This is a genomic window from Candidatus Nomurabacteria bacterium (assembly GCA_020631975.1).
GTDB lineage: Bacteria > Patescibacteriota > Saccharimonadia > Saccharimonadales > CAIOMD01 > JACKGO01.
This window is the reverse complement of the sequence record JACKGO010000003.1, coordinates 51698-65961: the sequence shown is the minus strand read 5'-3', so window position 1 is coordinate 65961 and position 14264 is coordinate 51698. Positions and strand designations below refer to the sequence as shown.

The following is a 14264-nucleotide window of genomic DNA, read 5'->3' as shown; positions in this document are numbered from 1 at the left end:
GTACTATAAGTATCTAGAAAATTAGATATAATTTTGTTACAATTGATGGTCGATGCAAGAGTTTATAAAGGTTAAAGGTGCCCGTGAGCACAATTTAAAAAACATATCTATTGACCTGCCACGAAATAAACTCGTCGTTATTACAGGTTTGTCAGGATCAGGTAAGTCTAGTCTCGCCTTTGATACCATTTACGCAGAAGGCCAACGTCGCTACGTAGAAAGTCTTAGTAGTTATGCACGACAGTTTCTAGGGCTTATGGAAAAACCAGACGTAGATCAAATAGAAGGTTTAAGCCCAGCTATATCAATAGATCAAAAATCAACTAGCCGTAATCCTCGTTCGACAGTAGCCACTGTCACTGAAATATATGACTACCTTAGACTGCTTTACGCAAGAATAGGTATACCTCACTGTCCAGAGTGCGGCAAAGCAGTGAACCGCCAAACAATTCCTGCAGTGGTAGATTTAATTCATTCTTCACGAATGGATAAACGTATATTGGTATTAGCACCAATTGTCGTAGACAAAAAGGGAGCGTTTGAGCACATCCCAGAGCAATTTCAACGAGCAGGTTTTGCCCGTGCTCGTGTTGATGGTGTTGTCTATGCTTTAGATGAATTTCCTGTGCTAGATAAGGCGAAAAAACACAGTATAGATATTGTTGTTGATAGGCTGGTGGTGAGTCAAGACGTCATTAGCAGGTCAACTCAATCTATCGAACAAGCATTTGAAATTGGTGACGGCAAGATAATAATACACGACGTAGATAATAAAGAAGACACCCAGTATTCACTACTATATGCTTGCGTTGATCATCCAGACATAGCGATTCCAGAACTAGAGCCTCGTACGTTTAGTTTTAATTCGCCACATGGTGCATGCCCCGTGTGTACAGGGCTAGGTAATAGGCTTGAAGTAGATCCTGAACTTGTTTTGCCAAACGGGAGGCTTACCATTGCCGAAGGTGCGATACGGCCCTGGAACCGTATTCGCATAGACAGCTGGTACTTAAAAAAAGTAGAAGCCATGGCCGAAGCAAACGGTTTTTCTATACACGTACCAACTGGAACGCTCAGTGCTAAAGATTTAGAAAAAGTGCTTTATGGCACAGGTTCTCAAGTATATCAGGTGCCACTCAGCGGTGGTCGCTCGTATGAAACAACCTTTGAAGGCGTTATCCCTAACCTAGAACGGCGCCACAAAGAAACAGAGAGCGAATTTATTAAAAAAGATATTGAAAAATTTATGCTCCAACAGCCGTGCCATGCTTGTAAGGGCGCTCGTTTAAAGCCAGCAGTATTAGCTGTTACCGTTAAAAATATGTCCATCATTGATGTAGTAAATCTATCTATCGATGATGCTATTGAATTTTTTGATACTATCATTCTTACAGATACCGAAAAAACGATCGCGCATCAAATACTTAAAGAAATTCGCGCTCGTCTTACATTCTTGCGCGACGTAGGCTTAAATTATTTATCGCTATCACGGAGCGCAGTCACCCTTAGTGGTGGTGAGGCTCAGCGTATTCGGCTAGCCACGCAAATTGGGTCGGGCTTAACAGGCGTGCTTTATGTGCTAGATGAGCCGTCAATTGGTTTGCATCAACGCGATAATGAAAGACTCATAGGTACGCTTAAAAAATTACGTGACCTCGGCAACACTGTATTGGTTGTTGAACATGACGAAGAAACGATTCGTACAGCTGATTATTTATTAGACATAGGGCCGGGTGCTGGTATACACGGAGGAGAAGTTGTCGCTCATGGTACTCCGAAAGAAGTAGAAAAGAACAGCAGCAGTATCACTGGCCAGTATCTCAGTGGTATTAGAACTGTACCTATGCCCAAAAAACAACGTGCTGGTAACGGCAAAGAGCTGGTAATTGTTGGTGCCAAAGAAAATAATTTAAAAAACTTAACCGTAACGATACCACTGGGTAAATTAGTGGTAGTAAGTGGTGTGAGTGGATCTGGAAAGTCTAGTCTCGTCAATGATATCTTAGCGAAAGAGCTCCAAGCGAGGCTCCATCGGGCAAATCTGGTTGCTGGGAAACATACTGAAATTGCAGGATTAAAGAACTTAGATAAAGCAATAGTAATTGATCAGTCACCAATTGGTCGGACGCCGCGCAGTAACCCAGCAACCTACACTGGGTTATTCACACCTATTAGAGAGCTATTTTCTAACACTCCTGAATCAAAGATACGTGGATACAGTCCTGGCCGATTTAGCTTTAATGTAAAAGGTGGGCGCTGTGAAAACTGTGCCGGTGACGGTATTATTAAAATAGAAATGCATTTTTTACCAGACGTTTATGTCCCGTGCGAAGAATGTCATGGTAAACGCTACAACCGCGAAGCGCTCGAAATTCATTATAAAGACAAAACAATAAGTGATGTGCTTGCGATGACATGTGAGCAAGCGTTAGACTTTTTTGAAAACATCCCAGCGGTAAAGCGCAAGTTACAGACACTCGTAGAAGTTGGCTTAGGTTATATACAGCTTGGCCAATCGGCAACGACATTAAGTGGTGGCGAAGCCCAACGAATTAAGCTTGCCACAGAGCTATCTCGCAGGCCTACCGGCAAGACTTTGTATATATTAGACGAACCGACAACTGGGCTACATATAGACGATGTAAATAGGTTACTAAAAGTTTTGCATGCGTTAGTAGATACGGGCAACTCTATGATTGTTATAGAACACAACTTAGATGTTATAAAAAGTGCCGACTATATTATAGATATGGGTCCAGAGGGCGGCGAAGCCGGCGGCAAGGTAGTGGCTGAGGGCACTCCGCAACAGATTGCAAAAGTTAAAACTAGCTATACAGGCCAATACCTTAAAAAAATCTTATAATATTGCTTAAGTAGCAATTAATCGACTATACTAACACTATAGTGATAAAAATTAAAATATTTCACAATAAATATTATAAATTGCTCGTTATGAGCGGTGTCTTATGGGGTTTTTCACCTTTAATATATAAAAATAGTTTATTATTTTTTGGGTTTGTTTCATTGCTTGCGATTAGATTTTTGGTAGGCGCAGGCATTGTGTACGCTTTGTCTTTCCGTAAATTCATTAAAATAAGCAAAAGACATCTGGTTCTCATAATAATTATGTCACTTACGTCTTCTGTGGCGTCAATGTTTTTATACTTATCTGGGCTAAAATTAACAAGTGCGATGCATGCATCTATTATTGGTTTATCTCTACCATTTTTTGTATATTTATTATCAGTACTGATATTAAAAGAAAAAGTTCATAGAGTTGTATTGATAGGTAGTGTACTCGCAAGCGCAGGGTTACTTGTCATTATATTTGGTTCAAATACGAATAATGGGCAAGCCAGTATTGCTGGCGATGTGTTGATTCTGCTTTCGGAAGTATTTTTTTCTATCGGGGTAATACTAGCTCGTAAAATTGTCACAGGTACTAAAAAGTTACCTCCAGAACAGCTTGCCTTTGCAGATTATTTATTAGCCGGCATCGTATTTGCGGTTGCAGCATTTATAGTGGGGAATGGCAGTAGCATGCCGACATTTACCCCAATAGCAATACTGTGGCTACTGTTGGTTGTAACGGTAGGTGGTTTTCTGCCGAATATCCTGTTTCTTAAAAGCGCTCGTCGTCTACCTGCAGAAAAGCTAGCAGATACAAATTTCATTACTCCAATAGTAGGTATTATGCTTGCTGTTATATTTTTGAACGAAAGTATGAATGTTTCATTTCTTATTGGTGGAACACTAGTTTTTCTTGGGCTAACTATTAGTAACAAAAAACTTACACCTCGTTTGCCTGTGCTAACAGAAGAAGTTAAAGCCATAGAATTGGCCTTTATACACAAATCTCAGGCTTTAGAAAGAATTATATATAATCAATACAAATAGCTAGTTTTTGAAAAAATTTGTAATATACGATTTACTTTTTTGTATAACTAAATCACGTGATTTTTTATCTTTTAATACGTGGAATACACTAATACCAAACGTGCCCAGCACTGCGAGAAAGATTAACGGTAACAAATATTTATCAATGTCAAAATATTGCCCAATTACTAGACCCGCCCAGTAGCCAACGAGTGTTACCACAATACCCCAAATAAGTGCTCCGACTACCGTGTATATAAAGAAACGTTTGTAGGTCATTTTACCAATACCAGCCATGATAGGGGCGAGCGTTCTGACAACTGGTATAAATCGCGCGAGTATAACGGTTTTACCACCATGCTTAATGTAAAAGGCGTTTGCTGCATTTACTGTTTCTTTATTCAACAGAACGGCTTCTTCTTTTTTGAAAAATCGTTTTCCGCTTCTTCTACCGATTTCATACCCCAGCATGTTCCCAAATATTGCACCTATAGATACAGCAACTATACTGCCTATTAGACTTATTTTATCTTGCGATGCAAAAAAACCCGCAGCAAATAACAGGGTATCACCTGGTAAGAAGAAACCAATAAGCAAACCAGTTTCTGCAAAAATAGTAAGTCCAATTGCAACTATACCACCAGTTTCTAGTAAGAGAGCTATGTCTATGTGCCGCGTCATCAAAAAAATAACAACAGCAACGATACTCACTAAAATAGCAATGCGCTTAATGACGTTTATTGGTATTGGTTTCACTCTATGTAAGTATATAGTAACGAACCAAAACGCTCCACTTATTTATCGACAACAAAGCCACCTGATTGGTGTGCCCACAGCGATGCATAGAGACCGTTTTGCTGAAGTAGCGTTTCATGAGTACCGTCTTCTATAATAATCCCGTTGTCTATAACTAAAATACGATCCATTTTTTGAATTGTACTTAGCCGGTGTGCAATGACGATTGCTGTACGGTTATTCATTAAGCTCCAAAGGGCTTTTTGGATGAGTTGCTCGTTGTCACTATCTAGAGCACTGGTTGCTTCGTCTAGGAGAAGTATCGGAGCATTTTTTAACATGGCACGTGCAATCGCTACTCGTTGCCGTTGTCCGCCAGAAAGCTTAACACCCCTTTCTCCTACGAGTGTATCGTACCCTTTGGGTAATAAGGCTATAAACTCATCAGCATGTGCTGCTTTGGCCGCCGCTATGATCTGTTGTTGTGTTGCTTGTGGGTGCCCATACGCTATATTTTCTTTGAGCGTGCGATGAAACAAAATTGGCTCTTGCGGAACATAGGCTATTACGTTACGTAATTCATCTTGTGCAACGTCTGTAATATTCTGGCCATCTATTGAAATTTCTCCGCTTGTTACATCCATCATACGCAGTAACAATTTTGTAATAGTAGATTTGCCACCCCCACTAGGGCCTACTAACCCTACTTTCTGGCCGGCTTTCATAGATACATTAAAATCAGTAAATAACGGTTGTTTTTCTTCATAACTAAACACAACCTTATTAAATCGAATACTCCCTTTAGTCATCGCAATAGGCTTCGGATGACGGGGGTCTTTAATGGCGTGATCTTTACCTAGTATTAGCGTCATTTCATAGGCATCAGACAAGCTACGTTCTATATTACGTATAACTCTACCAAAGTTCCACATACTCCCAATAATACTCATGATGTATATTTGAACTAAAACAATTTCGCCGATACCAATTTTTCCTTGCAATGCTAAGTCTATCGTGACCCATATAAGTACTGCTTCAATGGTAAACATCATGATACCTTGAAAGGCAAATATTACTTCAGATATATACCAATCTTTTAAGGCAATACGGTACCTTTTTTGGCTAACAGCATTAAACTTTTTTTGTTCTGATCTCTTTTTGCCAAACGTAATTATCGTAAAAATATTTGCAAGCGAATCCGCTAAAGCAGCAGTAACATTGCTATCCGCTGCAGCAGTTGCACGAGAGTATGGCATTTTCATTATTTGTAAAATACTCATCATAATTATGTATAAGCTAATCCACACGATAATAATCATTGCAGCCGTGGGTGACTTTGGTAGTAACACCACCATAATTGCCGTTACCTTAATAACAAGCACATACAAATCAAAATAAAATGAATCAAACAATCGCTCAAACGCATTGGTCATGCGGTTTGTTTGAGCCACCAAAGACCCACTAAAACTATTAACATGAAAATCGTAGCTATGAGTCGTAAGGTGTTTAAATATCGCTTGCTCTAAATCTCTTTTTACCCGATATTCGAACGTACTTATAACAAAGCCAATAATACGCCATGCAGTCCACGAAATACCTATAAGAATAATTGATTGTACCAGCAACGTACCAAATAGTGGCATGAACGATTCACCACTACCAAGCAAACTACTTACCGTATTAATAGCTTCTGCGTAAATAATAGGCAATAACACATTTGCACTGATAACTGTTATGGGTAAAAGGATAATAATAGTAGCCAACATGAGTGGATACTTTTTCATATATGTTAGGTAAATGCGCATTGTTTTAAGCGCACTCAGCGAGCTATTGGCTGTTTTGGTCATACTAATGTCCTGATTACTGTTATTGTTTTAGTCGAGCGGTCACAATTGACATCGAAGAGCGTTACTCACGAGAGGGATAACAAATTATCCATCGTCATTTGTTCGTAAGTGTACCATATCTGGTATAATAGGTGCAATGGAAAAAGTAATTTTATACTATAAGTTTGTGCCGGTAGCTGACCCAGAGACGACGAAACTATGGCAAAGAGAACTCTGTGAACGGTATGGTTTAAAAGGTCGCATTATCATCAGTACACACGGTATTAACGGCACGCTTGGTGGCCCAATAGATGGCTTAAAAGCGTACGTAAAAGCTATGAATGTAAGTATATTTAAAAAAACTGTTTATAAGTGGAGCGAGGGTAGTGCTGATGATTTTCCTAGATTATCTATTAAAGTGCGCCCAGAACTCGTTGCTTTTGGTGCACCAGATGCCGTGAAAGTAGATAATAGTGGTGTTATAGGCGGTGGCAAGCATCTTAAACCAGAAGAAGTAAATGCATTAGTTGCAGAGCGTGGTGATGATGTTATATTTTTTGATGGTCGCAATGCGTATGAGGCGCAAATTGGCAAATTTAAGAATACAGTCGTTCCGAATGTACGCTACACCAGAGATTTTCTAAAAGAACTAGACGATCCTAAATATAACGATATTAAAGACAAGCCAATTGTTTCGTACTGCACCGGTGGTATTCGGTGTGAGTTGCTCAGTGTTCATATGAAGAACAAAGGCTTCAAGGAAGTGTATCAAATAGACGGAGGAATCGTTAAATACGGCGAAACCTATAAAGATGATGGTCTATGGGAAGGTAAATTGTACGTGTTTGATAATCGAATGGTAACGGGCTTTAGTAAAGACGCGAAAGACATCGGCGAATGTGTACACTGCCAAGGAAAAACCAGTAATTTTGAAAACTGTGCAAATGTTGCTTGTAACGATTTAATTTTAATTTGCAAAGACTGCCATACTACCACCCAGACATGTGCTAAATCTAGCTGCAAACAAACAGTAGCTACCAAAGCCTAAGGTTTTGGTAATGAACAAAGCCCTAGAAAAGAAATTAGAAACTATACCCAGCGATCCAGGTGTGTATTTTCATAAAAATAGCAATGGCGAAATTATTTATGTAGGAAAAGCTGCAGTCTTAAAAAACCGTATTCGACAGTACTTTCACAAAAGTCGGGTCCGTGATGCTAAGACGGACGCACTTGTTTCAGAAATTGCTGATACCGATTGGATTATCGTTGCAGATGAAGTTGAAGCATTATTTTTAGAAGCCGAAATGATTCGGCGATATCAACCACAGTATAATATCTTACTACGTGATGACAAGTCGGTTGCTTACGTACGCATAGACAGTAAATCACGCGCCCCGTCAGTCACCATTACAAGGCGCCCATTAGATGACAAGGCTGACTACTATGGCCCATTTTTACAAACCCTGCCACTTAGAAGAAGCCTAAAGTACCTACGTAAAATATTTCCGTACTCTACGCACCACACGCTACCAAATCGTGGGTGTTTGCAATATCATTTGGGTTTATGCCCTGGTCCAGAAACCGAAAACTACAGCGAAAAAGACTACAAAGACAATCTCAAAAAACTAAGCCTCTATTTAAAAGGTCAGCGCGTGGCACTGATAACGCAGCTAGAACAAGAAATGAACTTGGCGGCAGACAATAAAGCATATGAAGAGGCAGCAAAAAAACGCAATACGATAACGGCTTTAAAGTCACTAAGAGCACGCATTATATTTAGTGATCGCGAAAACCTAGATTTATCTAATGATCATGCATTATTTGACTTTGCCACGCTCCTTGGTTTAGCAACACCACCAAAACGTATAGAAGGGTATGACATTAGTCACATGAGTGGTACAGACACTGTTGCGAGTATGGTCGTTTTTACTAATGGTATTGCTGACAAAGGAGCGTATAGAAAATTTAAAATGCGTATACCAGGTAACGATGATTTTGCTCATATGGAAGAAGTTATTGCAAGACGTCTTAAAAAATCTTCACAAAAAACGTGGCAACTACCGGATATTTTTTTAATAGACGGTGGGAAAGGTCAGCTGGCTGCAGCTCTAAAAGCCCGAAATGCAGCAGGTCTAACCATACCAATGATAGGACTCGCCAAAAAATATGAAGAGATAGTACTTCATACAAAAAAAAGTTATGTAAGCGTGAACCTTGAAAAGTTACATCAGCTGCAAGGATATATTACAGACACTTCAGATGATTTTCAGGTTTTAGATCTTCCCAATACCGCACATCTTATAAAACTGTTGCAGCGCATTCGTGATGAATCACATAGATTTGCAGTGAGCTACCATAGTACACTAAAAATATCTCGTCAAAGAGAAAGTCAGCTAGACACTATTCCAGGGATTGGGCCCATAACAAAGCGTACGTTATTAAAAAAATTTGGATCACTTGCAGGTATTGCCAATGCAACACTAGATGAAATAGCTAGCGCTGTAGGGAGCAAAAAGGCTCACCTAATAATGTCTTACATAAAGAAAGAAGAGTAATTAATGAATCAACAGCTCCATAAGCACCGACAAGAACTACTTACCAATATACCCAAAGATGCTACTGCTATTTTGGTAGCTGGCAATGCTCCGTTGAGCCGCAATGCAGATACAACGTATCCATTTAGGCAAGATAGTAACATACTCTATTTATCAGGTATTACTTTGCCTAATATTGCGCTCTATATCGATACAAAAACAGGTAATTCATATCTTGTGTTACCACGCCATACTAAAGTAGAAATAATGTTTGATGATGTTCATGAATACGAATATGCTGCGACTGCCGCTGGTCTAAACGGCTGTATAACTCAAACAGAGTTGCTCGTTCGTTTACAAAAACTATCAAAAAAAGGCGAGGTCTTATTTAATAAGCCAGCACGTGCACGTAGCCATGGACAATACGCTAACCCGTATCGTCGTTATTGGCTCAATAGGCTTACAAAGGCAGGTATTGTGCCTATAGATGTTCGTCCGTATGTGGCAGCCATGCGTATGATAAAAAAGCCACATGAAATTGCAGCGATAACTTCAGCCGTACAGGTAACGCAAACTGTTTTATCTAAATATATTAACAATCCAGCAGAACTTGTAGGTCGCACAGAGACATCTGTTGCAAACGAAATTACCGCAGCTTTTTATGAAAATAATATGATGAACGCCTATCAGCCAATTGTAGCAACTGACCAAAATGCCGTGATAGTGCATCACGCACCATCAGACACACCAATCAAAACAGGCGCAGGGCTGCTATTTGACGTTGGTGCAGAACACTGTGGGTATGCAGCAGATATTTCAAGAACAATCGTCGTCGGTCACAACCAAAAGCTTCAAATGCTGATAGATGATGTAGCTGCTGTGCAGGCAAACATAATCGCTTCTTTAAAACCTGGCATATTTTGGAAAGACATACAATTGCAAGCCCAAACCCAATTGCTAGACGTAGCAAAAAAACATGCACTTATCACACAAGAACCCGTGCAGACGGTGTTTCCTTATGCTATTGGTCATCACGTAGGGCTCGATGTTCATGACGCAGCAGATTATTCGCTGCCTTTATCTGAAGGTATGGTCATAACAATAGAACCAGGGCTTCACAGTAGGAAGCATAGCATTGGTATCCGTATAGAAGATGATGTAGTAATAACGAAAAATGGCGCAAAAATACTGGAGTAGCGCTATACTATACCAGAACTATGCGAAAACAATTCATTCTATTTCTTACTCGTACAGCAGCCAATTACGCCGGCTTAGCTATTAGCGCATACGCGGGTATATTGACGATTAATGGAGGTGTACGTACCTATATCATAGGTGCTTTGCTCCTTGCAGTGCTGAATGCAATTGTAAAGCCACTACTCATAATTATTTCTTTACCACTTATTGCTGTCACAGTAGGGTTATTTTTAATTATTATTAATGGTGTTGTGTTATATATATTAAGTTTTTTGTATCTACCCCTAGAAATTAATAATTTTTGGTGGGCTATGGTTGCAGGAATTGTGATAGGCTTGGTAAACTATATAGTGACAATTACATATGAAAGGTTAGTGAGCGATGAATAGTATCTATGATTACGTGACGATAGGTAGTGCGGTGCTCATGACAATATTTATACTAATGCAAACAAGAGGCGCAGGACTTGGCGCAGGTTTTGGTGGTAGCGCAGAGATAAATTCAGTACGACGTGGATCAGACAAAACACTATTTCAATTAACAATTGTGTGCGCAACTATTTTTGTGTTGTCAATTATTCTTGGAATAGTGAGCGCATAGCAGGTATGTTTAACAACTATAATAGGCTTCGCTTGCGACGCAAATTTAGGGCGCGCAAAAAAGCTATCGCTACTAAAGCAGAATCGGCTAACAAAAATCTAGAACGTCATATATTTAGGCGTGCTCATAACTGGCAATTTGCTAAACGTTTTTTCATTACTTGGTTAGTGCTCGTATCGCTACTAGCTGGCGGCTTACTTATTCAAATACGAGGTTTGCAAGCAGCATATTTAGTGATTAAACCTACTTCTGGAGGCGTCTATAATGAGGGGGTAATTGGTAACATAAAAAACGTTAATCCTATTTTTGCAAGTTCATCTGCAGACAGTTCGGTATCGGCATTATTATTTGCCTCGTTATTGACTTACGATGAAAATAACCAGTTGATTGGTGATTTAGCAAAAGAATGGAAAGGTGACGCAAGCTCTAAGGTATATACCGTTACGCTTCGTGATGATGCCTACTGGCATGACGGACAAAAAATAACTGCAGACGACGTGGTATTTACGTATAAATCAATTCAGAATCCAGATACAAAATCACCACTTTATACCACATGGCGCGGTGTCAAAGTAGAGAAGGTAGATGACCTTACTGTTCGGTTTACATTGCCCAATGCCTATAGCCCATTCGCACACTTGCTCACAACCGGCTTAATACCAGAGCACGTTCTTAAGGATGTCCCAAAAGACCAACTACGTAGTAGCAAGTTTAATACACAAGAAGCGATTGGGAGTGGTCCGTTTAAGCTAAAAACAGTTACGGTTGATAAAAGTACCAATAAGGCCCTATCAGAAACAATATCACTCGTTAAGAATCCGCAGTATCATCGTGGGCCAGTTCAACTAGATGGCTTTACTATTAAAACGTATCCAGATGAAAAAGCCCTAAAAAATGCCTTAAATAACAAAGATGTAGTTGGGGCGCTCGTAGATCCAAAGGATAATCAAAACGATAATGTAATGCGTTTTAACCAAACGAGTGCCGTCATGATCTTTATGAACACCAGCCGACCTTTGTTGTCAGATGTTAAGATGCGTCAAGCGTTGCTGCAAGCAACAGATCCGTATAAAATTTCTTCGCAGCTTTCGTATCCTACAACTGCCGTTCGCTCGCCACTACTTAAAGGCCAAATAGGCTATAACGATGAATTATTGCAACAAAAACCCAATCCAGACGCAGTAAATACAACCCTCAACGAGCTCGGCTGGCTGTGGGGTGAAGATGAACCTTATAGGAAGAAAGACGGCAAAGAACTAACACTACAATTTGTGTCAGAAAACACGACAGATTATGCGGCGTTTTCTGAAGAGATACAAAAACAATGGAGTCAGTATGGTATCAAGACGAACGTTGTATTAGAAAACTCAGATGATATTAGTACAACGAGTTTAGCCACAAAAGACTACGATATACTTATGTATGCAATTAATATTGGTGCCGATCCAGACGTGTACGTGTATTGGCACTCTTCGCAAGCGAAACCAGAAGCGAAACCAGGCTATAATTTTTCTATGTATTCATCTACAAAAGCAGATCAATCACTAGAAGATGGTCGTTCTAGGCAAGACGAATCACTTCGGGCTGTAAAGTATAAATCATTTTTAGAAACATGGCGCAAAGACGTACCTGCAATTGGCTTGCATCAACCAAAAATTACATATACGACAAATATCCCAGTGTATAATCTTAATGAAATGACACTGAATACTGCCGCAGAACGGTTTAAGAATGTATACAACTGGCAAGTCAATACAACCAAAGCGGTACAAGACAATAATTAAATAAGAAAGCCTTATCCTTACCAAGTGCTTATGGTATTATTGAGTATAGTAAAAGGCAAAAAATTTATCGTATGAGCAAAGTAGCGCAGTATCTGCAACAACATGTCGTAGGAGAGGTATTAACTTCAATAGACGCTAGAGAATATTTTTCAACCGACGGTAGTATATACAAAATTACCCCACAAATTATCGTATACCCGAGGGCAGAAAACGATGTCAGAAAGATTGCTCGGTTTTCGTGGCAGCTTGCAGAACGAGGCAGGTTAGTACCACTGACTGCAAGAGGCTCAGGTACTGATTTTTCTGGTGGATCTTTGGGCCAAGGAGTAATGATAGTATTTCCGGCACACATGAATAAGGTATTAACGCTAGACTCCAACAAAGGTTTTGTAAGCGTACAACCAGGTATTAACTATGGCAAATTACAGCAAACACTACTAACACATGGTCAATTTTTGCCACCATACCCTGCATCGTTAGAATATTCAACAGTGGGTGGTGCGGTAGCTAATAATGCAGCCGGTGAAAAGTCAGTAAAATATGGTGTAACGAAAGATTATGCAAAACAATTGCGGGTGGTGTTAGCAAACGGGGAAGTTATTACTACCAAGCGAATATCTAAAAAAGAGTTAGGCCAAAAAAAAGGTCTGCCTTCTTTTGAGGGTGAGTTATATAGAGCAATAGACAATGTATTGAACGATAGCAAAAAAGCCATAGAAGGCTACGTTCCATCAGTGACAAGAAGTGTTTCTGGCTATGATATCTGGTCTATCAAAGGCAACGATGGTTCTTTTGACTTAACACCTCTTTTCATTGGCTCGCAAGGTACACTGGGCATTGTGACAGAAATTGTATTAGATACAGAAACGTATAACCCCCAAAAAACGCTACTCGTTGGTTTCTTTGATGATATTGCAAAAGCTGGTGCTGCAGTGAATAAACTGCGCGAACTTGGCCCGAGCACACTAGAAATGATTGATGGCAACTTAATAAAATTCCTTCTCGAGCATAATCCTAACCAGATCAACAGCGTCATTAAAGATAACTCATCAAAAGTAGTATTATTTGTAGAGTTTGATAACCTGGCTGCTCGTAAGCAAAAAAAATACACCAAAAAAGCCAAAAAAGTTCTAGAAGATTTTGCTGTGTCATTTGTCGCCACAAAAGATCCAACAGAACAAGAAGACTACTGGAAGGTGAGGCACAGTGCAGCAGCCGTGTTATGGCAAAACCTAGGTGCAAAAAAAGCACTACCTGTTATAGAAGATGCTATCTTTCCAACTGAAAAATTTGCAGAATTTATGCAAAATGTCTACAGCTTATTTAGTAATTTTCAATTAGACCCACCGTGTGTTTGGGGCCATGCTGGCAGTGGCAATTTGCATGTACAGCCGTTTTTTGATCTTTCTAATATTGGCGATAGACAAAAAATGTACAAACTAATGGATTCATACTATGGCATGGTGCTATCTATGGGCGGTGTAATTACAGGTGCGCATAACGATGGAAGGCTGCGGGCACCATACCTTGGCTTACAGTATGGCGATGAAATATATGGTATATTTAGGAAAATAAAGCAAATATGCGACCCATATGGCATTTTAAATCCAGGGGTTAAAATTGATGTATTGCAAAAAGACACGCAGCAGTACGTGCGGAGCGACTATTCGTTGTCACACCTGTACGACCACATGCCAAGAACATAAACAACT

Annotated in this window: 11 protein-coding genes; 9 read left to right on the top strand and 2 right to left on the bottom strand. The window is 39.7% G+C overall.

Annotation, left to right across the window (positions count from 1 at the left end):
- Positions 1-52 precede the first annotated feature (52 nt).
- Both uvrA and H6795_03180 read left to right on the top strand, forming a co-directional pair.
- Positions 53-2863 carry an excinuclease ABC subunit UvrA gene (gene uvrA / locus H6795_03185; protein ID MCB9817506.1) on the top strand — a complete coding sequence of 937 codons (2811 nt, stop codon included), beginning with the start codon at positions 53-55 and terminating at the stop codon, positions 2861-2863.
- An 89-nt stretch (positions 2864-2952) separates the two neighbouring features.
- Positions 2953-3897, top strand: coding sequence for a DMT family transporter (locus tag H6795_03180; protein MCB9817505.1), 945 nt, complete (start codon positions 2953-2955; stop codon positions 3895-3897).
- Here the strand turns inward: H6795_03180 and H6795_03175 are convergent, their stop codons facing one another.
- Together H6795_03175 and H6795_03170 are read right to left on the bottom strand one after the other, a co-directional pair.
- Entirely contained in the window at positions 3898-4632 is a 735-nt protein-coding gene (locus tag H6795_03175) for a DedA family protein (GenBank protein ID MCB9817504.1), read from the bottom strand.
- A gap of 38 nt (positions 4633-4670) precedes the next feature.
- Complete coding sequence (locus tag H6795_03170) at positions 4671-6458, bottom strand: ABC transporter ATP-binding protein (GenBank protein MCB9817503.1); 1788 nt, start codon at positions 6456-6458, stop codon at positions 4671-4673.
- A gap of 136 nt (positions 6459-6594) precedes the next feature.
- Here H6795_03170 and H6795_03165 point away from each other — a divergent pair, with 136 nt between their 5' ends.
- From H6795_03165 to H6795_03135, 7 genes are all read left to right on the top strand, one after another.
- A complete protein-coding gene (locus H6795_03165; protein ID MCB9817502.1) occupies positions 6595-7485 on the top strand; it encodes a rhodanese-related sulfurtransferase in 891 nt (296 codons plus the stop codon).
- A gap of 10 nt (positions 7486-7495) precedes the next feature.
- On the top strand, positions 7496-8992 hold the full coding sequence (locus tag H6795_03160) for an excinuclease ABC subunit UvrC (protein MCB9817501.1): 1497 nt from the start codon (positions 7496-7498) through the stop codon (positions 8990-8992).
- Positions 8993-8995: 3 nt separating this feature from the next.
- Positions 8996-10168 carry an aminopeptidase P family protein gene (locus tag H6795_03155; protein ID MCB9817500.1) on the top strand — a complete coding sequence of 391 codons (1173 nt, stop codon included), beginning with the start codon at positions 8996-8998 and terminating at the stop codon, positions 10166-10168.
- A gap of 20 nt (positions 10169-10188) precedes the next feature.
- A complete protein-coding gene (locus H6795_03150) occupies positions 10189-10557 on the top strand; it encodes a phage holin family protein (protein MCB9817499.1) in 369 nt (122 codons plus the stop codon).
- Entirely contained in the window at positions 10550-10768 is a 219-nt protein-coding gene (secG, locus tag H6795_03145) for a preprotein translocase subunit SecG (protein ID MCB9817498.1), read from the top strand. The genes H6795_03150 and secG overlap by 8 nt, the downstream gene beginning before the upstream one ends.
- A gap of 5 nt (positions 10769-10773) precedes the next feature.
- Entirely contained in the window at positions 10774-12552 is a 1779-nt protein-coding gene (locus H6795_03140) for a peptide ABC transporter substrate-binding protein (GenBank protein MCB9817497.1), read from the top strand.
- A 71-nt stretch (positions 12553-12623) separates the two neighbouring features.
- The gene (locus tag H6795_03135; GenBank protein ID MCB9817496.1) at positions 12624-14258 is read left to right on the top strand and encodes an FAD-binding oxidoreductase; all 1635 of its coding nucleotides are present in this window, start codon (positions 12624-12626) and stop codon (positions 14256-14258) included.
- The last annotated feature ends 6 nt before the right edge of the window (positions 14259-14264 follow it).